Source organism: Halapricum salinum (genome assembly GCF_004799665.1).
GTDB lineage: Archaea > Halobacteriota > Halobacteria > Halobacteriales > Haloarculaceae > Halapricum > Halapricum salinum.
This window is the reverse complement of sequence record NZ_CP031310.1, coordinates 1,102,990-1,123,802: the sequence shown is the minus strand read 5'-3', so window position 1 is coordinate 1,123,802 and position 20,813 is coordinate 1,102,990. Positions and strand designations below refer to the sequence as shown.

At 65.7% G+C, this 20,813-nt stretch carries 22 protein-coding genes; 7 read left to right on the top strand and 15 right to left on the bottom strand.

Translation table 11 applies throughout. The annotated features are described in order from the left end of the window. Nucleotides 1-177: 177 nt before the first annotated feature. Nucleotides 178-945 carry an arsenite methyltransferase gene (arsM, locus tag DV733_RS05560; protein WP_049994191.1) on the bottom strand — a complete coding sequence of 256 codons (768 nt, stop codon included), beginning with the start codon at nt 943-945 and terminating at the stop codon, nt 178-180. Then, entirely contained in the window at nt 945-1,283 is a 339-nt protein-coding gene (locus DV733_RS05555) for an ArsR/SmtB family transcription factor (RefSeq protein ID WP_049994190.1), read from the bottom strand. The genes arsM and DV733_RS05555 overlap by 1 nt, the downstream gene beginning before the upstream one ends. 128 nt (nt 1,284-1,411) lie before the next feature. Here DV733_RS05555 and DV733_RS05550 point away from each other — a divergent pair, with 128 nt between their 5' ends. Next, nucleotides 1,412-1,885 (top strand): pyridoxamine 5'-phosphate oxidase family protein, encoded by a 474-nt coding sequence (locus tag DV733_RS05550; protein ID WP_049994189.1) that lies wholly within the window; start codon nt 1,412-1,414, stop codon nt 1,883-1,885. On the opposite strand, the gene lpdA is transcribed toward DV733_RS05550, so the two are convergent. From lpdA to DV733_RS05530, 4 genes are read right to left on the bottom strand one after another with little or no spacing between them, the layout of a single operon-like run. Further along, the gene (gene lpdA, locus DV733_RS05545) at nt 1,879-3,294 is read right to left on the bottom strand and encodes a dihydrolipoyl dehydrogenase (RefSeq protein WP_049994188.1); all 1,416 of its coding nucleotides are present in this window, start codon (nt 3,292-3,294) and stop codon (nt 1,879-1,881) included. The genes DV733_RS05550 and lpdA overlap by 7 nt on opposite strands. A 53-nt stretch (nt 3,295-3,347) precedes the next feature. Next, nucleotides 3,348-3,581, bottom strand: coding sequence for a hypothetical protein (locus tag DV733_RS05540; RefSeq protein WP_049994187.1), 234 nt, complete (start codon nt 3,579-3,581; stop codon nt 3,348-3,350). A 38-nt stretch (nt 3,582-3,619) separates the two neighbouring features. After that, nucleotides 3,620-5,605, bottom strand: a complete 1,986-nt coding sequence (locus DV733_RS05535) for a DUF460 domain-containing protein (RefSeq protein ID WP_049994186.1) — start codon at nt 5,603-5,605, stop codon at nt 3,620-3,622. A gap of 48 nt (nt 5,606-5,653) precedes the next feature. Further along, on the bottom strand, nt 5,654-6,028 hold the full coding sequence (locus DV733_RS05530; protein WP_049994185.1) for a hypothetical protein: 375 nt from the start codon (nt 6,026-6,028) through the stop codon (nt 5,654-5,656). Between the two features lie 97 nt (nt 6,029-6,125). On the opposite strand from DV733_RS05530, the gene DV733_RS05525 reads away from it, so the two are divergent. Then, entirely contained in the window at nt 6,126-7,196 is a 1,071-nt protein-coding gene (locus DV733_RS05525; protein WP_079979437.1) for a radical SAM protein, read from the top strand. A 24-nt stretch (nt 7,197-7,220) separates the two neighbouring features. Here the strand turns inward: DV733_RS05525 and rnz are convergent, their stop codons facing one another. Then, the gene (gene rnz / locus DV733_RS05520; RefSeq protein ID WP_049994184.1) at nt 7,221-8,144 is read right to left on the bottom strand and encodes a ribonuclease Z; all 924 of its coding nucleotides are present in this window, start codon (nt 8,142-8,144) and stop codon (nt 7,221-7,223) included. Between the two features lie 117 nt (nt 8,145-8,261). Between rnz and DV733_RS05515 the strand changes: the two genes are divergently transcribed. The 3 genes from DV733_RS05515 to DV733_RS17265 all read left to right on the top strand — a co-directional run bounded on the left by DV733_RS05515 (nt 8,262) and on the right by DV733_RS17265 (nt 10,333). Next, entirely contained in the window at nt 8,262-9,143 is an 882-nt protein-coding gene (locus tag DV733_RS05515) for a DUF4382 domain-containing protein (protein ID WP_049994183.1), read from the top strand. 67 nt (nt 9,144-9,210) lie between these two features. Continuing rightward, nucleotides 9,211-9,870: a potassium channel family protein gene (locus DV733_RS05510; protein WP_049994182.1), complete on the top strand. Its 660-nt coding sequence runs from the start codon at nt 9,211-9,213 to the stop codon at nt 9,868-9,870. A gap of 316 nt (nt 9,871-10,186) precedes the next feature. Beyond that, a complete protein-coding gene (locus DV733_RS17265; RefSeq protein ID WP_170178688.1) occupies nt 10,187-10,333 on the top strand; it encodes a DUF7331 family protein in 147 nt (48 codons plus the stop codon). Between the two features lie 48 nt (nt 10,334-10,381). On the opposite strand, the gene DV733_RS05505 is transcribed toward DV733_RS17265, so the two are convergent. The 4 genes from DV733_RS05505 to DV733_RS05490 all read right to left on the bottom strand — a co-directional run bounded on the left by DV733_RS05505 (nt 10,382) and on the right by DV733_RS05490 (nt 14,137). Beyond that, entirely contained in the window at nt 10,382-10,912 is a 531-nt protein-coding gene (locus DV733_RS05505; protein WP_049994181.1) for a DUF7519 family protein, read from the bottom strand. Further along, on the bottom strand, nt 10,909-12,963 hold the full coding sequence (locus DV733_RS05500; RefSeq protein ID WP_049994180.1) for a DUF58 domain-containing protein: 2,055 nt from the start codon (nt 12,961-12,963) through the stop codon (nt 10,909-10,911). The genes DV733_RS05505 and DV733_RS05500 overlap by 4 nt, the downstream gene beginning before the upstream one ends. Then, on the bottom strand, nt 12,956-13,858 hold the full coding sequence (locus tag DV733_RS05495; RefSeq protein WP_049994179.1) for a DUF4129 domain-containing protein: 903 nt from the start codon (nt 13,856-13,858) through the stop codon (nt 12,956-12,958). Before DV733_RS05495 ends, DV733_RS05500 begins: the two co-directional genes overlap by 8 nt. Nucleotides 13,859-13,948: 90 nt before the next feature. After that, a complete protein-coding gene (locus tag DV733_RS05490) occupies nt 13,949-14,137 on the bottom strand; it encodes a hypothetical protein (protein ID WP_049994178.1) in 189 nt (62 codons plus the stop codon). A 161-nt stretch (nt 14,138-14,298) separates the two neighbouring features. Between DV733_RS05490 and DV733_RS05485 the strand changes: the two genes are divergently transcribed. After that, nucleotides 14,299-16,038, top strand: coding sequence for a radical SAM protein (locus DV733_RS05485; protein ID WP_049994337.1), 1,740 nt, complete (start codon nt 14,299-14,301; stop codon nt 16,036-16,038). On the opposite strand, the gene DV733_RS05480 is transcribed toward DV733_RS05485, so the two are convergent. The 3 genes from DV733_RS05480 to lrp form a co-directional block, all read right to left on the bottom strand. Next, entirely contained in the window at nt 16,039-17,412 is a 1,374-nt protein-coding gene (locus DV733_RS05480; RefSeq protein ID WP_049994177.1) for an ATP-binding protein, read from the bottom strand. A gap of 112 nt (nt 17,413-17,524) precedes the next feature. After that, complete coding sequence (locus tag DV733_RS05475; RefSeq protein WP_049994176.1) at nt 17,525-17,767, bottom strand: hypothetical protein; 243 nt, start codon at nt 17,765-17,767, stop codon at nt 17,525-17,527. A gap of 70 nt (nt 17,768-17,837) precedes the next feature. Further along, nucleotides 17,838-18,293 carry an HTH-type transcriptional regulator Lrp gene (gene lrp, locus DV733_RS05470; RefSeq protein WP_049994175.1) on the bottom strand — a complete coding sequence of 152 codons (456 nt, stop codon included), beginning with the start codon at nt 18,291-18,293 and terminating at the stop codon, nt 17,838-17,840. Between the two features lie 128 nt (nt 18,294-18,421). Here lrp and glnA point away from each other — a divergent pair, with 128 nt between their 5' ends. After that, nucleotides 18,422-19,780, top strand: coding sequence for a type I glutamate--ammonia ligase (glnA, locus tag DV733_RS05465; protein WP_049994174.1), 1,359 nt, complete (start codon nt 18,422-18,424; stop codon nt 19,778-19,780). 85 nt (nt 19,781-19,865) lie between these two features. Here the strand turns inward: glnA and DV733_RS05460 are convergent, their stop codons facing one another. Continuing rightward, nucleotides 19,866-20,813 carry a phosphatase PAP2 family protein gene (locus DV733_RS05460; protein WP_049994173.1) on the bottom strand — a complete coding sequence of 316 codons (948 nt, stop codon included), beginning with the start codon at nt 20,811-20,813 and terminating at the stop codon, nt 19,866-19,868.

Below are 20,813 nucleotides of genomic sequence, written 5' to 3'. Positions count from 1 at the left end.
TGACTAGTGCGAGAGCAAAGCTCTCGCATACCATGCGAACGGCGGCTTCGCCGCCGTGAGCAGAGAGGGGTTCCCGCAGGGCCCCAGGCCCGAGGAAACCCGAGGAGGAAAAAGTGGTGTGGCGAGACGGGACTGCGAATTCTCCAGAACTTCGTCGAGTACTGCGTCGAGCGGTAGTCAGGTATCGTCTGCAGGCGGTTTTCTGGCTTCGATCCGGGCTGAGAGCAACGAGCCACCGAGGTCGTACGTCTCGTGCCACTCGTCGATGGCGTCGCTACTCTCTGGATCGACGGTGATCTCGATAGCCTCGAACCCCGCAGCTGCGAGTAGCTCGCGGTGACGTTCTGGCGATTCGGCCCCACTGATACAGCCCGCCAGCGAGCCCGGATCGTCCCGGACACCGTCGGGAAGGTCCCCGACCACAACCGGATCGGAGATCGCCACCCGGCCGCCGGGCCGGAGCACTCGAAACGCCTCCTGGTAGACCTGTCTCTTCGCGGGCGAGAGATTGACGACACAGTTGGAGATGATCACCTCGACCGTCTCGTCCGCCACCGGAAGGTGTTCGATCTCGCCGAGGCGGAACTCGACGTGCTCGGCGTCGTTTTCGCGGGCGTTCCCGCGAGCTTTCTCGACCATCTCGGGCGTCATGTCGACGCCGATGACCTGCCCGTCGGGGCCGACTTCCCGGCCGGCGAGCAGACAGTCGAAGCCACCCCCCGAACCGAGATCGAGGACCGTCTCGCCCGCTGCCAGATTCGCGATGGCGGTCGGATTGCCACACCCGAGTCCCAGGTTGGCCTCGCCGTCGACGGCTGCGATTTCGCTGTCGTCGTAGCCGACCGCTCGCGCTGCTGCCTCCACACCCCCGCCACAGCACCCCTCACTGGCAGTCTCGGCGTAGCGCTCCCGGACGATCTGGCGAGTCTCGTCGTCGTCGGTCATCAGTCTTCACCCCTGATCTGATCGAGTGCGGCAAGCAGGACCTGCGCGTCTTCGGTCAGCCCGTAGTACCGCCAGTTCGACTCCTTGCGACGCGTCACGAGGCCAGCCGTATAGAGCCGCGAGAGCGCCTGACTGACCGCGCTTTGGCTCACACCCACTGCGGCTTCGAGGTCACAGACACAGACCTCTCCATCGGCTCCAGCGATCCGCCGCAACAGTTCGTAGCGCGTATCGTTGCCCATCGCCGAGAGCAACTGCACGTCCGTCGCGAGCGCCTCGGCGTCGACTCGTCCGACTGTCTCACAACACGTCGTTTCTCGCTCACTCTCTGCGCCCATATTAGATATTACTAATATTAGCGTATTCTGTTATAGCTCTTTGGGAGAAGTGGCGAGACGTCGCTGAACAGTTCTCACACACTGACAATCGAATAGATGGTTTTCATGACTTGGCTCGAACGTACTGTATGACGGTTCCGGAGCTCAAGCCCTACGGCCTCGAAACGATGCGGCGCGAGGAGATCGACACGTTTCTCGACAGCCAGTCGGTCGGTGTCCTGGGACTGATAGATGGTCCGGTGCCATATCTGCTCCCGCTGTCGTACGGCTACGACGGTGAGTCGCTGTATTTCACCTACCTCCTCGGCGACGAGAGTCGCAAGGAGCGACTGACCGACCACTCTGAGCGAGCCAGTTTTCTGGTCTACAGTGCCGAGACGAGGTTCAACTGGCGGAGTGTTCTTCTCGAGGGGGAGTTCCGCAAGATTCCGCCGCACCGCTGGGGAGACCTGGGTGAGGTGCTCGAAGGCGCGTGGCGACCCGAGCTGTTCCAGATCGCGAGCCCGTCACGGAACGTCAAGATCTACGCACTCGACGTGGACGAGGTGACCGGGATCAAGCACACGGGGCTAGCTGCCGAGATGGAATCGAGAGATCAGTAGTGGATCGCCCGCCCGAGTGCGCCTTTGGCCGCCTCCGCCACGGCCTCCGAGAGCGTCGGGTGGCTGTGGATCGTCGCGGCGACGTCTTCCAGTCGTGCGCCCATCTCGACTGCTAGCCCCAGTTCCGCCAGCAACTCCGAGGCCTCCGGCGCGACGATCTGGGCCCCCAGAACGAACCCGTCCTCGCTGTCGGCGACGATCCGGACGAACCCCTCACGATCGTCGAGTGTCAGCGCCCGTCCGTTCCCGCGGAGCGGGGCCGTCTCGGCGATCACCTCGAAGCCCGCCGCCTCGGCCTCGGCTTCGGTCATCCCGACGGTGCCGATCTCGGGGTCCGTGAAGACCACCGCCGGCACGGCCTGTTGATCCATGCCCGCGGGCTCGCCGGCGATCACTTCGGCGGCGACCTCGCCCTCGGCGCTCGCTTTGTGTGCCAGCATCGGCTCGCCAGCGACGTCACCCACCGCGAAGATGTGCTCGACGTCCGTCCGGCACTGCTCGTCGGTCTCCAGGAACCCTCGCTCATCGGGTTCGAGTCCCACTGCGTCGAGGTTCAGCGTGTCCGTCACGGGCTGGCGACCGACCGCGACGAGCGATTTGTCACCTTCGAAGGCAGTGTGCTCGTCGTCCTCGTCCGTTGCCTCGACTCTGATGCTGTCGCCCGTACGCTCGGCTCCGCTCGCAGCCAGCCCGAATCGGAATTCGATGCCGAGGTCTTCGGCCCGTTCTCTCACGACTTTGCTGACGTCGTCCTCGTAGCCCGGAAGGACGTCGTCTTCCATCTCCAGTACGGTCACGTCGGTCCCGAGTTTCGCCAGCACGGTCGCCAGTTCCATCCCGATGTAGCCCGCGCCGACGACGATCATCGACTCCGGCAGCGACTCCAGCGCGAGCACGTCGCGGGAAGTGAGGACGCGCTCGCCGTCGAATTCGAGTCCGGGGAGTTCGATCGGTTTGCTTCCTGTGGAGACGATGGCGTGTTCGAATTCCACGGTTTCAGAGCCCTCGCCCTCGCCGAGGTGGACGATCCGGGCCTGGTTCTCACCGGCGAACTCCGCGCGACCCTCGACGAGATTCACACCGGCGCGCTTGCAGAGACCCTCGACCCCGCGGGTGAGTCGCGTGACGACGCCGTCTTTCCACTCGTTCATCGCCGCCACGTCCACGGCGGGGTCGGCGTAGATTCCCATGTGTTCTGCCTCGCGCACGTCGTGCGCGCGGTCGGTGGCAGATATAAGTGCCTTCGACGGAATACACCCGTAGTTGAGGCAGGTCCCGCCGTAGGCGTCCTTCTCGACCAGTGTGACGTCGAGATCGAGCTGTGCGGCGCGGATCGCGGCGACGTAGCCGCCTGGGCCCGCGCCGATCACCAGTACGTCCGTCCCTGTCGTGACGTCTCCGACGACCATATTCGGGTGGTGGGGCGGCGGGCACATAACTCGGGGGGCAACCGTCGGCGTGCCTACCGCACGACAAGATAGCCGATCCCGGCGACGATCCCCGGAACCACGCCCGCAGCTAGCAGACTCGGGAGCAGCACACCCCACAGTTCGGGCGGGCCGACTTCGCGACCCTGAGCATCGCGGTAGACGGCGTAGCCGATCCCGCCGAAGATCGTCCCCAGGAGAACGATCACGGGCAGGCTGAACACCGCAAGGAGCGACGGCGACATCGAGTGGAACGGTGGCGGAAGCATATCCGGAAGGCCCGCCGGCTGTGGAAAATCCGTTTCGATCAGCCCTCGCCGCGATCCGACGCCCGGTGTTCGCTGATGATCTGGTCGACCATCTCCTTGTTGCGCTCTTCCTTGCGTTCTTCGACCCAGTCGTCCCAGTCGTCGATGGCGTCCTCGACCTCGCGTTCGCGCGCGACAGCGAGTTCGTCGACCTCCTGGACTGTGACTTTTTCCGCATCCGCCACCGGAACGCGCTCCTCGAACAGCACCTCGTCGGAGGCGTCGGAGAGTCCACCGTTGCGAAGCACGAGCCGGGGTTCGATCTCAGCGAGTCGCTCGGCGGTCGACTCGCCGGCCCCGGTCGCGTCCCGGAACATGATGATGTCGTCCCGGGCGAGGCCGAAGCGCTCCTCGGCGTCCCGGATGGCTTCGGTCGTGAACTTCTCGACCACTTTGACGGGGACGAGCCCCTCCTGTTTCTCCGAGACGTCCGCGAAGTTCGAGTGATCCAGCTTCCAGAGCGCCTTGAGCCGCTCTAATTTGCCTTCGAGTTCCTCGACGCGATCACGCTCTTCGTCGAGTTCGCGTTCCAGCCGATCGTTCTCGCGTTCGAGACGGGTGACTTCCCGGCGCTTTCGCGCCTCGGTGCGCTCCTGACTACGAGCCTCTTTCAGTTTCTGCTCGTACTCCTGAATCTGGTCGTTCTTCTGCGAGATGGTGTCCTTGAGATCGTCAGCGTGCGACTCCAGGCGCTCGACCCGTGCCTCGAGGCGCTTGATCTTCTTCTCCTCGTCGGTGAGTTCCCGCGGTTCGGGCCCCTTCGATTCCGCGTCGCTCCCGCTGCCGTCGTCTTCGTTCCGGGCCTCCAGCGCGCTCTCGACGGAGTGCTCGCCCGCGATCACGTCCGCGACGATCGGCCCCACCTCCTCCTGCGGCGGGACCTTGCTCGCGATGCGGTCGATCTGGTCCTCGTGGTCGTCGTAGGCGTAGAGGGCGGCGGCCAGCGCGTCACGTTCGTGGTCGTTGTCGTAGGCCACCTCGCGCGTGCGGTGCTGTTTCTCGTCCACAGGTAGATCGGAGTCGGGGATCCAGCCCGCGGCGTCGAAGCTCCGTCGCAGCTTCTCGACGGTGTTGGGCATCGGCTCGACGTCGGCGGCGACGACGACCGGGCGGCCGCGCTCGACGATCCACTCCGTGACTGCGGCGGCGTCGTCCGTCCGGGTGGAGTAGACGTCCAGCACCTCACCGTCGAGGCCGACGATGGCCACGGCGGTCGTCGTCCCGGGGTCCATCCCGACGAGAACGTGATCCCGACGCTTGGCCAGGGGGCGGAACTCGATGCCGTCCCGGCGCTCGCGTTCGATCTCGATTCGGGTGTCACCGCTGCGGTGCTCGCTGACGGGGATGTCCTGGGGACGCCCCTCGACCTCGAAGATGGCGTTCGAATAGCCGCCGTACTTCTCGGTCACGTCTTTCTCGTATTCGAGGCCGGCGTCGTCCAGTTCGGATTCGACCTCCCTCGCTGTTGTCTTGACTGCGCCGTGAATCTTGCGGGTGTATCGATCCTCCGACCAGCCCCCTCCACCGCCGGTCGAGCGCCCGCGGGCGACCTTGACTTCGGTCGTGTTCGTAAACGCCGAGACCTCGTAGCCGACGTTGGCGGCCGCGAGACGGGCGGCGGCCTCGGCCTCGTCCATCGGGTCCTTGCCGTAGGGGACGCCGTGGCGCTTGGCAACTCTCGAAAGGGGTTCGGGTCGCTCGTCACCGGTCACTTGCACGAGTCTGGTCCCTGCAGGAAGGTTACGGAGGAAGTGGACCAGCGCGTCCTTGTCGCTGGCCAGTTCGTACATGTTGTCCGTGGCGACGATGGCGGGCTCCTCGCTGTCGATCAGCCGCCGGAGCTTCCGGTGAGAGACGACGTCGCGGTCGATCGACTCGCCGTCGAAGACCACGAGTGCGTAGGAGGGTGCGTCGCCGCGGACGTCCCCACTCTGGACGTCCACCCCGAAGACGAGCGCGTCGAGGGCACTTGTTCGCGTGCTCACGCCTCCACGTAGGGTCTCGAATCGATATAAACCTCTTGCGGGGCTGGGTCACTCGCGTACGTGCGCCCGACGCGATTCCGGGACCGGAAGGAGCAGACCGAAGACGAGTCGATTGCCGCCGAACCCGAGGGCGGTCCCGAAAAGCACCAGCGGGATGGCCCCGAGGATTGGTCGCCCGGTGAGCCACAGCCCCGCGAACAGCAGCGCGGCGAGCGCGATCACCGAGTACGAGAGCCCCATCCCGCCGGGAGCGCGATCGGTGACGGCCGCGACGCCGAAGGCGAACCCGGCGACGACCGGGACCAGCCACGTGAGCGTCGGCGCGATGCCGACGACCAGCGCCAGCAAGACGCCGACGAGTGCGTTCGAAACCGAGGCGCCCAGCTCGCGACGGACGATCGGGTCTGTGAGTCCTCGGCTCATGTACGACCCGTGGTGAGAGGGGGCTGTAAGCGTGCTGGTGTCCCAGCGAGTGGGAATCCCCCGAACACACAGCACTACACGGCCGTGAGGGACGGCCATGAGACACGACCACCACGGGGCGGAGACGGACGGCCACCCCGGCGGCTCGCCGGTCGCCCGCGATTTCGCCCGAACGCCGCTGATCGTCTCCTGGGAGACCACGCAGGCCTGCGGGCTGGAGTGTGACCACTGCCGGGCGGAGGCCCAACCCGAACGCGACCCCGACGAACTGACGACCGGGGAGGCCAGGACGGTGATCGATCAGGTCGCATCGTTCGGCCATCCCGCGCCCGTCCTGGTCTTCTCGGGTGGCGACCCCCTCGAACGACCGGACCTGTTCGAACTACTGGACTACGCCGACGAGCGCGGCCTCCCGACGGCGGTCACGCCGGCCCCGACCGGGAATCTCACCCGGGACGTCGTCGAGCGGTTTGCCGAAGCTGGCGTCCGTCGGATGGCCCTCTCGCTGGACGGCCCGGACGCGGACAGTCACGACACCTTTCGTGGGGAGTCCGGGAGCTACGAGCGGATCCAGCGCGCGGCCGAGTGGGCCCGCGAGGCCGGCCTCTCGATCCAGATCAACACGACTGTCACTGCGACGACCGTCACCGGCCTCCCCGGGATCGCCGAGCACGTCTCGCGACTGGGTGCGGCTATGTGGGAGGTATTCTTCCTCGTGCCCACGGGCCGGGGTGCCGACCTCGACCAGCTGTCTCCCACTGAAGCCGACGAGGTACTGGCCTGGCTCTATCGCCACCAGCGAGAGGTCCCTTATCGGGTGATCACCGTCGAAGCGCCCCAGTACCGCCGAGTCGCCCGCGAGATCGACGGCGACGTCACCGTCGGCTCGACCCGTGCGGGATCGGGGTTCGTCTTCGTCAGCCACCGTGGCCGGGTCTATCCCTCCGGGTTCCTCCCCGAGTCTGCCGGCTCCGTTCGGGAACAGAGTCTCGTCGAACTGTACCGCGACGCGCCGCTGTTCGAACGGCTGCGCGACCCCGAGACGTTCTCGGGCCCCTGCGGCGACTGCGAGTATCGCGACCTGTGTGGCGGCTCCCGATCACGTGCCCACGCCGCGACCGGCGATCCGTTCGGCAGCGATCCGCTCTGTCCGCTGGTCGCGGAGTGAGGGTGCCTGCCGGACGTGGCGTTCTCACTCGCTCGGGAACGGGACGTCCAGTTTCAGACCGTCGTCGGCGACCTCGGCGTGGTCGCCCTCGAAGACCTCGCGGGCTTCGCGTTCGAGCTGGTCGCTGTTGCCGGCGTAGCGCGTGGAGATGTGCGTCAGGACGAGCTGTTTCGCGCCGGCCCGGTTGGCCAGTTCGGCGGCCTGTTTGGCGGTCGTGTGGCCCGTCTGGCCAGCGCGGTCGCGACGGTCCTCGGCGAAGGTGGCCTCGTGGATCAACAGATCGGCATCGGTGGCGGCTTCGACCGTCGCCGCTGTCGGCCGCGTGTCGCCGGTGTAGACGACTCGGCGTCCGGGGCGGGGCGGGCCGACGATTTGCTCGGGCCTGATCGTCCGTCCGTCGTGCTCGACCGGCTCGCCGGCGTGGAGTTTCGAATACTCCGGCCCGGGCGGCAAGCCCAGCTCTTCCTCTGCCTTTTCGCGGTCGAACCGCCCCTTGCGGTCGTCTTCGACGAGCGCGTAGCCGACCGAGGTCGTCCGGTGGTCGGTCTCGAAGGCCTCGACGCGGTAGTCCTCGCGGTCGAGGACGGTCTCGCCGGGCTGGACCTGATTGATGCGAAGCGGGTAGGTCGGGCGGTCGCCGGCGGCCGTGATCAGGTCTTCGAGCCGCCTGCGCGTCCCCTGCGGAGCGTGGATAGCCAGCGGCTCGGTCCGGTCGTTGAAATCGAGCGTCTGGAGCAAGCCGGGAATCCCGAGGACGTGGTCGGCGTGGAGGTGCGTGACGAAGATGTGGCTGATCCCGAAGCCGGTCGAGTAGCGCATCATCTGGCGCTGGGTGCCCTCGCCGCAGTCGAACAGGAGGCGCTCGCCCTCTCGCCGGAGGAGGACGGCCGAGGGGTTGCGCTCGACCGTCGGGACGGCGCCGCTGGTTCCCAGAAACGTCACGCGCATCGTGTGCCATTGCTCGGTCGCCGCGTAGTAAACGCCCTTCGAATCGCGGGTCGCGAATGCAGGCCGACTGTCAGATCGGCCACAACGGCCTTCAGACTGCACTCACCTTCTCTAGTTATGCGCAGAACAGTCCTCCTCGCGGCCGTCGCGACGATGCTCGTCCTCGCCGGCTGTGCCGGCGCGGGCCCCGGAACCGACAGCGCCGCCCCGACCGAGGGCGGGCCAGCCGACGACTCGACCGCCGACACACCCGGAGAGACGGGTGACGGCACCCAGTCGGGAACGGTCGCGTTCTACCTCAGCGACGACCCGAACGACATCGACGACTTCAGATACCTGAACGTCACCGTCACGGAAGTCCAGTTCCACTACGCCGGCAACGGTTCCGACGAGGAGCCGACGGGCACGGTGACCCCAGAGCCGACCACGACAGAGATGACCGCCGAAGCGACGCCGGTGCTTACGGCCACGACGACGCCCGGAATGGCGGCCGCTGCTGCCCAGGATGACGACGCTGAGACTGTCGAGGACGACGAAAGCGAGGACGACGACGCCGACGAAGAGGGCGAGTCGGAAACCGACGAGGAGCGTGAAGAAGAGAGTGAGTCAGCAGCGAGTGCGGACGATGACGACGACAGCGAGGGCGAGGGGCGCTGGATCACCCGTGAAGTCAACGGGACGTCGATCGACCTGACCGAGTTGCAGGGCGCGAACGCGACGCTGCTGGAGAACTTCTCGGTGCCGGCCGGCGAGTACACGCAGGTCCGGCTGGTCGTCGGCGAGATTAACGCAACGCTGACGGACGGGAGCGACCAGCGGGTCAAGCTCCCGAGCGGGCGGCTGAAACTCAACAAACCGTTTACGCTCGGCCCGAACACCAGCGTGGACTTCGTCTTCGACATCACGGTCCACAAAGCCGGCAACAGCGGGAAGTACATCCTCAAACCAGTCGCCGGCGAGTCCGGCACCGATCAGGAGACCGACCGCCGCGAGGACTGATCGCGGTCGTCTCCAGACGTACCGGAGGGGCCTAGTGTTTTTACCCATGCTGGCGTACCCCACACGCATGAAGTTCGTCATCGTCGGATTCGGTCGGGTCGGCATGCGCACTGCGCGGATCCTCGGCAGCGAGGGCCACGACGTCGCGATCGTCGAGATCGATCCCAAAAAGGTCGAACGCGCCCACAAAGAGGGATTCGAAGCCTACGAGGGCAGCGGTGACGACGAGTCGCTACTCGAAGCGGCCGGCGTCGCTGATGCCGACGCCATCGGCGCGCTCTCGGGCGACCTCAACGTCAACTTCTCGGCGTGTATGATCGCCAAGCACTACGGTGCGCGGACGGTCATGCGCATCGACGAAGACTATCGCCAGGAGATCTACGAGAAGTACGCCGGCGAAGTCGACGAGGTGATCTACCCCGAACAACTCGGCGCGGCAGGGGCCAAGACCGCGCTGCTCGGCGGCAACTTCAACGTCCTGGCCGATCTGACCGAACAGCTCTCGGTCGCGACCATCGACGTCCCCGAAGACGCAGATATCGTGGGCCGGCGCGTCGTCGAGGTCGAACTCCCCGGCAACGCCCGGATCTACGCCCACGGTCGCGAGAACGAACCGATGTCGATCCCGCTGCCACAGACGACGATCGAACCCGGTGACAGCATCGCCGTGATGACCGATCCCGACACGCTCCAGCAGGTCCGGCAGGGGCTCGGCGCGAGCGCGTGAGGTGGCGTCGTCGAACCACCCGAGAGAAAGGGAAACGAGAGGGGTGGTAATGGGTGCCCGGGCGCGCTGGGAGGATGGGAGGCATACCGAAGCCGGTGGTGCGCGCCCATCGAGTCGGTGTCTGCGATTGAACTTAAAGTCACGTCAGACGAGCGCGTGACGGCAGCGGGATTCCCCGCGTTTGCTGTCGGTTTTGCCCCGGTATCTCCCTGGACCACCCGACGCGAACGCTGCCACAGCCAGAAAGGTTTTATCGACCGGTCGCAAAGGAACAGACACGTGTGGTGTGCTAAATAATGCCACACCGGATCGAACTATGACCACGAACGACGCGAGCGAGCAAGTGACGGAAGACGAACGGTACGCCGCCATCGAGACCGGCGACGGCGAGACGATGATCTACGACCGGGACAACCCCGACGCGTGGGTACAGTCGAACTACGCCCTCGAGGTAGGCACATAACGGCGACCGCGCAGGCCCGTCCGCCCGCGTCCAGTCTGTTCTCCCGCTTCAGCGACCGAGCCCAACGAGTACGACTAGCGCGCCGACGACAGCCAGCGCCACCGCTGCGAGCGGGTAGCCGCCGGTCGAGATCGTGTAGACGGCGAACGCGCCGACGGCGAACAACGTGACGACGAGCGCGCTGACGGTAGCGTGCACCAGCTCGCCGCGCCAGGTCTCGGCCGCCGCGGAGAACTGCTCACCAACGGTGACCGCGTTCTCGCCGACGTCCCACGCAAGTACCGTCCCCACCATCGCCGGGACCAGCACGACGCCAGGAACCGACAGTAACCCGGCCACGACGACGCTACCGAACAGCACGACGACGCCGACGCCCAGGAGCTGTCGCGACCCTCGATAGACACCGCTGCCCGCGAGTACGACGCCGGCCAGCCCGAGCCAGACGCCCGCCAGGAGTGTACTCACCGCTCCGAACAGACCGACTGCCACCGTCAGACCGATTCCTGCCGTCGACGGTGTGTACTCGTCGGTCGTCGCCCCGGCGTCGGCGTTCCGCCTCGACTCGTACGTTTCAGTCATCGTTGCCTCCGGCGTTCGGTACGGTCGAACGCGGCACCGAGAGGCTCGTCAGCCCGCCAATCGGCCGCCCAGAGACCACACTGGCGCAGCCGCGACAGCCGGAGCTGTCGTTCGAGGTGAGCGACGAGCCGGCCTGGCGACTCCGTGCCGGTCACTCGCGGGCTCACGACCGAGAGCGGGTAGCCACGGGCCTGCAGTCCTCGTGCGATCTGCAGTCCCCCGTCGTCGGTCAGCGGCGAGAAAAAGACCAGTTGCGCGCCGTCGGGAATCCGCGTCTCCAGCCAGTGGAGCGTACTCAACCGCAGGAATCGTTCTTCGCCAGTGGGGTAGACGAACGCCTCGTGAGTCGAGAATGCCTCCTTGAGCAGCGGCCACTGGCTCGCCCCGCCGCGCGGGTCGACCCAGCACCGCTGGGGGCCGACCGTCGCCAGCCCGACCCGGTCGTTGCTGTAGAGCAACTCGTGGACGATGCTGGCGGCGGCGTGAACGCTCCGATCGACGGCCGTGGGTGCGTCCGGCCCGGATGCGACGAATGCCTCGGCTCGCGTATCGACGACGAGTACGACCGTCGTCGAGCGCTCGACGCTGAACTGCCTCGTCGCCAGCTCACCCCCTTTCGCGAGTTGCCGCCAGTCGATCCGCCGCAGCGGGTCGCCCGAGCGGTACTCCCGGACGGAGTGGAACTCGACGCCCGCCCCGCCCGTGTCGGTCACGACGCTCCCGACCGTGCGATCGACCGTCGCCGAGATCGGCCGCTCGACGTCGGGCGTCGGCGACGTCTCGCACGTGAGCATCGTCTCGCCATCGACCCCGACAGTCAGTGCTCGCTCGACCGCCCCGCTGGCGCTGCGAGCGACGACGCCCAGCGGGTCGAACGTATGCTGGCCGGACTCGACGGTCACGTCGTAGCTGATCGTCTCACTCGCGCCCGGTCTGAGACCGGTGTACCGGCGGGGCGACCCGTCGACTACTTCCAGCGTCGGCGGGACGCCGTCGACCAGTCGGAGGTCGAACAGCGTCGACTCGCCCGTGTTCTCGACAGTCACGGTGACAGTCACGACATCACCTGGGTCCGGGTCCTCGGCCGCGACGGTCCGCCTGACGTGCAGGTCGGGGTCGGGAACGCCACCGGCGTACCGGTGTGCGAGCACGCCCGTCCCGACGGCCCCGACCAGCAGTAGCGCCGGCTGCTGGAGCGCGATCCCAACTCCGACCGCAACCAGGACGAGACCGCCGACCAGTCGGACGCGCTGTGTCGCTACCAGGCCCGGCTGCAGGTCGCGGGTCCGCCGCGTCTCCGCTGCCGTCTCGTCGATCACGTCCGGATTCTCGGGGTCGTTCCACGCCCGCTCACCGACGCTGACCAACTCGGCCGCCGCGTCGACCGTGTATCTGGCGTCGCGCCCGAACGGCGAGTCACGGCCGAGTAGCCGCCGGATTCGGGTGCGTACCCGCTCAGTTATCCGGGCCATGCGTGAAGCTGTCGCCCCCGAGATAGTGAAAAACGACGCCGCGCGCGGGTCGTCGGTCCAGGCCTCCTCGTCGAGCAACTGTTCGGCCCGTTCGGGGTCGTGACCGGCCTTCTGCAGCGCCGCGAGCACGACCTGCCGGAGTCGCTTTCGCACTGCTGTCCGTTCGCTGTACGGTGCTCGCGAAGCTCGCTCGGCCGCGAGCGTCTCGTCGATGTCGGCTCCGGGAACGACCGTCTCGATCCGTTCGACTGCCGGAAGATCCACACCGCCGCCCGCCCCGCCGAACTGGTCTGCGAGCCAGCCCAGGCCGAAGAGCACGGCCACGACGCCGATCGTCGGGACGACGAACACTTCGAGGGTCGGCGACGACCCCGGAAGCGAGCCGACGCCGACGACCAGCCCGACCAGACAGAACGCCGCGCCGGTGAGCAACGCCAGGACCGGCCGGGTCGCCAACCGCGATTCCGTGGTCGATTCGACGGTCTCGTCATCTGCTTTCTCGTCAGCGTCGGCGGGTTCGTACCGGTACGGTTCCTCGTCTCCCTCGACCGACGCCTCGTCGAACAGTGACTTACTCATCGTGCTCCCTCGTGTCGGTCCCGTCGTCCCCCGCGTAGGTCGCCTCGATCCGTTCGAGTGCCGACCGGGCACGTTCACGGCGGTCGTCGGTGACCGGTGTCTGTCCGTACCGGACGACCTCGAACAGCCGCGTCAGTTCCTCGACATCGCCGGGATCGACTCCGGCCGCGACGGCGTGGTCGGCGAACTCGCCGGGCGTCGTCGTCTCTGGGTTCTCGACCGACAGCGACCGCGTCATCCGCGTCCAGGCCTCGTAGACTGCGTTCTCGAACGATTCGTCGGCCGCCAGTTCCTCGGCAGCGCGGCCGGCGGCCGCACCGACCCCCTGGAGATCGCGCATCTCTCGCAGCTCCGTCGGCTCCGTCGACGGGTCCTCGGGTTCGTCTCCGCGCGTCAACACCACCGCGGCGACGCCCAGGCCGACGAGTACGACGAGCCCGACCAGTGGAGTCAGAAACACCGTGATCTCGGGACCACTGCTGACCGCCGACTCGACAGTCGGGGCCAGTTCGCCGCTTGTTCCCTCCGCCTTCCGCAGAAAATCCTGGCTGACGCTCGCCATCGGGAACAGCGCCATCGCAGCCAGCCCAAACAGGACCATCACCACTGGCCCAGCCATCTCCGCGGCGCCCAGATAGTTCGCGATCCCGTAGCCGATGACCGCCAGTCCGACGAGTCCGGGGAGAAAGACCAGCACGTTCAGCACGCTCGCGACCGGACCGCCGTCGAACTGGAGCGCTCCCAGCAGATCACCGAACAGCCCGCCCTCGACGTCGACCGTCGGTGATCCAGCGAACGAACCTGACGACTCGGAAGCGATAGACGCTGCGGCCGTCGCTAACGTGAGTGCACAGACGAGTCCCACCCCGAAGACGATGACCCGCTTTCGATCCACTGTCCGTACCCTGTCAGCAACGGATGAAAAATTCTTCGAGATTCCACCGGTAGGAAAGCGGACAGCCACATCCTCGGGGATCGGTCCGGATCAATCGTGCTGTCGGAGGACGACGACCGCAAGTGTGACCACCGACAGCCCCACGAGAACGATTCCCGCCCCGAGGAGCCGAACCAACATTATCAGTTCGGTGACCGAGCCGTTGATAGTGATCAGACCGCCCACGAGTGCAGCAGTCACCGCCAATCCCACAGCGAGATACACCCCGTACTTGTTCATCGTCCCACCCGCACGTCTCCGTAACGTCTCTGCATATAGAGGCGAAAACACGCTCCGTAAATAATAGTTGGCGATCATGTCGCGTCGGTGCTGACTCCCAGTTTGTCGGCCGTCGACTCGCATGAGACACCGTTTTGGCCGTCGAGCGAGAAGCAGGGATGATGACCGACCCTGCGGCGCTCTCGGTGACGATCGTCGACGGCTACGTCGACGAACCCGCTCACTTCGGCGTCCCTCCCTACATCTCGACGTATCCTCGATACGTCGCCGGCGCGCTGGTCGACGCGGGCGTCCCACGCGAACGGATCACCTACCACACGATCGACGCGCTGCGCGAGGAGACCACCCGCTGGCGGGACGTGAGCGACGCCGATCTGACGGTGTACGTCGGCGGCATGACCGTCCCCGGCAAGTACGTCGGCGGCACCCCCGCCGAACCCGACGAGGTGCGCAAGATCGCCTGGACCGCCGACGGCACCTCGATCATGGGCGGCCCAGTCCGCTTCGGCGTGGGCGAAGAGAACGTCGGCGCCAGCGAAACCCAGCGCGACGACCTGGACTTCGACTTCGTCGCCGGTGCCGATATCGAGGCTGCAGTCTTCGATCTGGTCGAGAACGGCTTGGAGGGGTTCGAGCCCCGATATCGCGGCATCCCCGAGGAGACGCGGTGGGCGCGCAACGGTGCCTTCATCGTCGAACAGCATCCGAATCATCCCGACTACCTGCTGGCGGAACTCGAAACCTCCCGGGGCTGTCCGTACCGCTGTTCGTTCTGCACGGAGCCACTGTACGGCGATCCGGACTTCCGACCACCGGAAAGTGTCGTCGACGAGGTCGACGCGCTCTCGGATCACGGCGTCAAACACTTCCGACTCGGCCGGCAGGCCGACATCCTGGCCTACGGTGGTGACGGCGAGGCTCCGAATCCCGAGGCGCTCCGGCGACTCTACGGCGGGATTCGCGAGGTCGCGCCCGATCTGGAGACCCTCCATCTGGACAACATGAACCCCATCACGATCGTGAAGTGGCCCGAGAAGGCCAAAGAGGGGATCCGGATCATCGCCGAGCACAACACGCCCGGGGACACCGCCGCTTTCGGCCTCGAATCCGCCGATCCCGCCGTGATGAGCGACAACAACCTCAACGTCACCGCAGACCAGTGTTTCGAGGCGGTCAAGATCGTCAACGAGGTCGCGGGCTGGCGACCCGGCGGTGCGGGCGACCCCCGGACCGACGTCGAGGGGTCGGCCCCGAACTTCGGTGAGGACGCCGCCCCGCGCCTGCCGAAGCTCCTGCCGGGGATCAACCTCGTCCACGGTCTGAAGGGCGAGACCGCCGAGACCTTCGAGCACAACAAGCGCTTCCTCCAGCGCGTGCTCGACGCGGGCCTGCTGCTCCGGCGGGTCAACATCCGGCAGGTCATGGCGTTCGAGGGTACCGACATGGCCGAGACGGGGGCAGAGATCGCCAGGGACCACAAACAGCTGTTCAAACAGTACAAGAAGGAAGTACGGGAAGCGATCGACAACCCGATGCTCCAGCGCGTCGCGCCGCCTGGAACGGTCCTGCCCGACGTCCACCTCGAATACCACCAGGACGGCAAGACCTTCGGCCGTCAGCTGGGGACCTATCCGCTCCTGGTGGCGATCCCGGGAGAGCGCGAACTCGGCCAGGTGCTCGACGTCGCCGTCACGGACCACGGCTATCGCTCCGTGACCGGTGTTCCCCATCCGCTCGACCTCAACTCGGCGTCGATGGACGAACTGCAGGCGATTCCCGGATTGGGTCGCCAGCGCGCGGGCAACATCGTCGTCAATCGACCCTACGACTCCGTGGAGAACGTCGAAGAACAGGACCTCTCGAAGTTCGCGGTCGCCGAACAGCCCGAAGGCGCGGACTGATCAACCGAACAGTTCGAGAACGTCTCCCGGAGTAAACAGAACGAGGTTGTCTCGCTCGGCCGCGGTCGCTTCGAGCGAATCCGTGAACCCACACTTCGAGAACAGCGCGTAGACGACCGACCGCTCCGAGCCGTGCCAGCGCACCTCCGGTTCGAGCGCTTCGAGATCATCGAGCAGGCCCGTGCCGACGGGGTCGCTCGTCCACTTGCACTCCCCGAGCAGCAGCGTCTCGGTCTCTGCACTCAGGCCGGCGATGTCGATCTCCTGACCGTCGTACCACCATCGCCCGACGCGCGAACACGCGACCGGAAACGCAGGCGTGCGGACGGCCTGCCGGCAGACGTCCTCGAACGTATAGCTCACGTGCTCGGGGAATGTCGCGATAATCGACTCACTGACGGGTTTGACGTGACCTTGTTCGAGCTGTGAGCGGTTGGGAGAGACGTACCGAAACCAGAACCGGAGGAAATGGTCGGTCACCTGGTAAACTCCCCGGCCATCGGGGTCCGTTACTGGCGTCTCCCGCTCGACGAGCGCTAGTCTGGTGAGGTTGTCCAGATACCGTGACAGTGAACTGGCGTCGCGGTCGATTTCGCCGGCGATCTCGGTGACGCGTGCTGCACCGTTCGCGATCGCTTCGAGGATCGCCATGTACGTCGCCGGCTCTCGTAGTTCCTGTCTGAGGAGAAATTCCGGCTCCTCGTAGAGGAACGCACCCTTCGAGAGTACATGTTGTTCGACGTTACATAGCAGATCGACATCGGGATCGAACTGTTCGAGATACGCCGGGATTCCGCCGACGGCGCTGTAGGTACGGATCAACGCTATTGGATCGTAGTTTGGGAAAAAGCCCGACGCGTCACCGACCGACATCGGTTCGAGTCGCCACTGGCCGGTTCGTCGTCCGTACAGTGGACTCTCGTAACTCAAAACCCCCTCCTCCATCATCGAGATCGACGACCCCAATAGGACGAGCGAAATCTCGGTCTCGGCGAGCACGTCGTCGACAACCCGCTGGAACACCGACGGAATCCCCTCATCCTCTTCGACGAGATACGAGAACTCGTCGAGCGCGACGACGAATGGCCCCTCGACTCGTCCAGCGAGATACCGAAACGCGCCCTCGAAGCCGTCGACCGCCGGCGGAACGTCGTCGAGTCGCTCGGCACAGCGGTTCGCGAACGCACGAACGTTGTATTCGGTCCCGCGCTGGTCACAGAGGTAGTAGACTGATGGCGTCTCGATCGCGTCGAGGACTGAAGTTACAAGCGTCGTTTTTCCGACGCGACGGCGTCCATACAGAACCAGTACGTCCCGACTGCTGTCCTTCAGTCGCGATTCCAACCATTCGCGCTGGTCGTCTCTGTCGATCATTATGCATACGATAATATTATCTTGTGCATAAGGATTTTGCCGGACAATCAGCCGAGTTGCCTATCGTACCGATCGGGAGACGGCGATCGAACAGCCCGAAGGGAGGGACTGATCACACAGACAGGAGCGCACAGCCCAGGCCGGCGACCAGCAGCAGCCCCGCGATGGTGAGCAGCCCGTACCCGCCCGCCCGAGTCATGCTGACCTTCCAGTCGGCGGGCTCGACGTCGTCGACGTCCCGCAAACTCCCGACTGCGTCGTGCTGTTCGCTGAGTTCGGCGATCTCGAACGGGTAGCGCCCGAGCGCCACGCCGAACGGGAGCAGGACGAACCCCACCCCGAATAACTCACACATCAGTACTGACGGATGGCCGTCCCAGCGATAAAAACACACGATATCGGGCGACCGCCCGCGCTCTCGGTCGCTACTCGACTTCGAGAGTGAACTGTTCGTGCTCTTTGGCGGCGTTGAGCACGACGCTGGTGTTCGATTCGTTGATCTCGGGGTCGGTCAGCATGTTCTTGATCTGCTTGTTCATGTCGTCGGTGTCGAGGAACTTCCCGACGGCGATGATGTCGTAGTCGCCGGTAACCTCGTAGACGCTGACCATCTGTTCGTGCTCGGAGAGGCTGTCGGTGACGTCCGGCAGCGCGCTCCCTTCGACTTTTAGCTGGACGATGGCTGTTACGTCGTAACCGAGTTTGTCGTAGTCGACTTTCGGGGTGTACCCCTGGATGATCCCCTCGTCTTCGAGGTTCGAGAGGTGATTCGACACGGTCGTTACTGACACATCCAGGTCGTCTGCGAGACTCCGGAGGCTTGCGCGCCCGTCGCCCAGCAGGGCATTCACTAACTTCCGGTCGAGATTTTCGTACGTCATTATAAGCGTCATCGGCACCCACCCATTAGAATTTTACGAATATCCACTTCCGTCGATACCTAATCTGAGAATTGCGCAAAACAGCAGGGTTTTTATGACGGGAGTATATCTCTCTGCTGTCGATAACCATGACAAGCGAACTCTCAGCGGAGGCAGAGGCAGTCCTCGAGGAGATCGAGGAAAAGAACGTAGACTTCCTGCGTCTCCAGTTCACGGACATCCTTGGGGTCGTCAAGAACGTCTCGGTTCCTGCTGAACAGGCCGAAAAAGCATTTACAGAGGGGATCTATTTCGACGGTTCTTCGATCGACGGCTTCGTCCGCATCCAGGAGTCGGACATGCGTCTGGTTCCGGACCCGTCGACGTTCTCGATCCTGCCGTGGCGCAGCCGCGAGGACATCGAGGGCGGCAACAGCGCCCGACTCATCTGTGACGTCCACGACACCTCGACCGACCAGCCGTTCTCCGGCGACCCGCGTGGCGTCCTGAAGGACGCCCTCGCCCGCGCCGAGGAGATGGGCTACGAGGTCAACGCCGCGCCCGAGCCCGAGTTCTTCCTGTTCGAGGAAGACGAGGACGGCCGCGCGACGACCAAGACCAACGACGCCGGTGGCTACTTCGACCTCGCACCGAAGGACCTCGCCAGCGACGTCCGCCGTGACATCATCTACGGCCTGGAGGACATGGGCTTCGAGATCGAGGCCTCCCACCACGAGGTCGCCCAGGGCCAGCACGAGATCAACTTCACCTACGACGACGCCCTGTCGACGGCTGACAACGTCGCGACCTTCCGGTCGGTCGTCCGCGCCATCGCGGCCGAACACGACCTGCACGCCACGTTCATGCCCAAGCCGATCCCGCGTATCAACGGGTCGGGCATGCACACCCACATCTCGCTGTTCGACGACGACGGCAACGCCTTCCACGACGAGGACGACGAGTTCAACCTCAGTGAGACGGCAAAGCAGTTCACTGCCGGGATCCTCGAACACGCGCCCGCGCTGGCCGCGGTCACCAACCCGACCGTCAACAGCTACAAGCGCCTGGTGCCCGGCTACGAGGCACCCGTCTACGTCGCCTGGAGCGACCGCAACCGCTCGGCACTCATCCGGAAGCCGGCCGCTCGCGTCCCGGCCGCCTCGCGTATCGAGGCTCGCTTCCCCGACCCGTCGTGTAACCCGTATCTGGCGTTTGCGGTCCTCATCCACGCCGGGCTGGACGGCATCGAGCAGGGGCTCGACTGCCCCGACCCCGTCCGGGAGAACATCTACGAATTCGACGAAGCCAAGCGCGAGGAGTACGGCATCGACACGCTGCCGACCAACCTCGGCGAGGCCGTCGACGAGCTCGAAAAGGACGAGGTCGTCAGCGACGCTCTCGGCCCGCACATCGCCGAGAAGTTCGTCGAAGCCAAGCGCGAAGAGTTCAAGGATTACCTCGTCGACGTCTCCCAGTGGGAACTCGACCGCTACCTCGAGACCTTCTGATAGTAATTACTGTAGGTCTGTTCCGGATCGACCGCACGACATTGTGCGGTCGTACCGGTAAATCGCTACAGGAATCACTATAAGGCTACCTACGCCCGTTTTTTGCGACGTGCTCGCCGAGCAGTGGCATCGCGACGAGACTCGCGCCACCGGCTAGCGTGAGCAGCAGCACGGCCGGTGCCACCGAACGACCCGGCAATCCGGCCACGCCGAGTACTCCGCCGACGATCACGCCCAGGACCACCGTTGCCCGGGCGCTCGTCCGCGAGGGCGTGCTCGGGATCGAGTCGCCGACTGCCAGCCACGTCAGCAGACATCCCGAAGCGAGCCCTGCCGCGCCGAGCACTTTCGTCGACGGCTCGACGGTGACGGCACCGACGAGCCCGACGACGGCCGCGATACCGAACACGTCCCGGGTCCGGAGCGCCATCGCGACCACGAGCACGACGATTCCCAGAGTCGCTCCGGCGAGGACGTCCACGAGATAGTGCAGTCCGAGGACGAGCCGCGACACCGAGAGCAGTGCGACCATTCCGGCCGCGAAGGCTGCCCTGGCGCGCCGTGATCCGACCCGGATCGTCCAGGCGAGCCCGCCGTAGACCAGCGTCGAGCCGAACGCGTGGCCGCTCGGGAAGCCGTAGCTCTCGCTGGTCGAGAGCCACTCGTAGACTCCTGTCAGTGCTTCCGGGACGAGATCAGCGTGCGGTGGAACGGCTGCTCCCGGCGGCCGTGGGAACGCCAGCAGCGGCTTGAGGACGGCGACGACGACGACCGACAGCACGAGCACGGAGAGGAGCCGCCCACCCCGCTGGCGGTCGACGGCGTCACCGAGCCGCGGCGTGTGCGGCCCGAGCCAGTACAGCAGTGTCACGACAGCTGTGAGAAACCAGACGTCACCGAGCTGTGTCAGGAGCGCGAACGCGACGACGACGAGTCCCGGGAGCGACGACAGCAGCGATTCGACGCCCACGCCGCGCGCAGCTAGAATCGCGCCGATCTCACGGGCGGCAGACCCGAGAGTGGACTGTGCCAT

Excerpts from the sequence above, each read along its gene's own strand:
- arsM (WP_049994191.1), bottom strand. The coding sequence starts at position 945 with ATGACCGACGACGACGAGACTCGCCAGATCGTCCGGGAGCGCTACGCC.
- DV733_RS05555 (WP_049994190.1), bottom strand. The coding sequence starts at position 1,283 with ATGGGCGCAGAGAGTGAGCGAGAAACGACGTGTTGTGAGACAGTCGGA.
- DV733_RS05550 (WP_049994189.1), top strand. The coding sequence starts at position 1,412 with ATGACGGTTCCGGAGCTCAAGCCCTACGGCCTCGAAACGATGCGGCGC.
- lpdA (WP_049994188.1), bottom strand. The coding sequence starts at position 3,294 with ATGGTCGTCGGAGACGTCACGACAGGGACGGACGTACTGGTGATCGGC.
- DV733_RS05540 (WP_049994187.1), bottom strand. The coding sequence starts at position 3,581 with ATGCTTCCGCCACCGTTCCACTCGATGTCGCCGTCGCTCCTTGCGGTG.
- DV733_RS05530 (WP_049994185.1), bottom strand. The coding sequence starts at position 6,028 with ATGAGCCGAGGACTCACAGACCCGATCGTCCGTCGCGAGCTGGGCGCC.
- DV733_RS05525 (WP_079979437.1), top strand. The coding sequence starts at position 6,126 with ATGAGACACGACCACCACGGGGCGGAGACGGACGGCCACCCCGGCGGC.
- rnz (WP_049994184.1), bottom strand. The coding sequence starts at position 8,144 with ATGCGCGTGACGTTTCTGGGAACCAGCGGCGCCGTCCCGACGGTCGAG.
- DV733_RS05515 (WP_049994183.1), top strand. The coding sequence starts at position 8,262 with ATGCGCAGAACAGTCCTCCTCGCGGCCGTCGCGACGATGCTCGTCCTC.
- DV733_RS05510 (WP_049994182.1), top strand. The coding sequence starts at position 9,211 with ATGAAGTTCGTCATCGTCGGATTCGGTCGGGTCGGCATGCGCACTGCG.
- DV733_RS17265 (WP_170178688.1), top strand. The coding sequence starts at position 10,187 with ATGACCACGAACGACGCGAGCGAGCAAGTGACGGAAGACGAACGGTAC.
- DV733_RS05505 (WP_049994181.1), bottom strand. The coding sequence starts at position 10,912 with ATGACTGAAACGTACGAGTCGAGGCGGAACGCCGACGCCGGGGCGACG.
- DV733_RS05500 (WP_049994180.1), bottom strand. The coding sequence starts at position 12,963 with ATGAGTAAGTCACTGTTCGACGAGGCGTCGGTCGAGGGAGACGAGGAA.
- DV733_RS05490 (WP_049994178.1), bottom strand. The coding sequence starts at position 14,137 with ATGAACAAGTACGGGGTGTATCTCGCTGTGGGATTGGCGGTGACTGCT.
- DV733_RS05485 (WP_049994337.1), top strand. The coding sequence starts at position 14,299 with ATGACCGACCCTGCGGCGCTCTCGGTGACGATCGTCGACGGCTACGTC.
- DV733_RS05480 (WP_049994177.1), bottom strand. The coding sequence starts at position 17,412 with ATGATCGACAGAGACGACCAGCGCGAATGGTTGGAATCGCGACTGAAG.
- DV733_RS05475 (WP_049994176.1), bottom strand. The coding sequence starts at position 17,767 with ATGTGTGAGTTATTCGGGGTGGGGTTCGTCCTGCTCCCGTTCGGCGTG.
- lrp (WP_049994175.1), bottom strand. The coding sequence starts at position 18,293 with ATGACGTACGAAAATCTCGACCGGAAGTTAGTGAATGCCCTGCTGGGC.
- glnA (WP_049994174.1), top strand. The coding sequence starts at position 18,422 with ATGACAAGCGAACTCTCAGCGGAGGCAGAGGCAGTCCTCGAGGAGATC.
- DV733_RS05460 (WP_049994173.1), bottom strand. The coding sequence starts at position 20,813 with ATGGCACAGTCCACTCTCGGGTCTGCCGCCCGTGAGATCGGCGCGATT.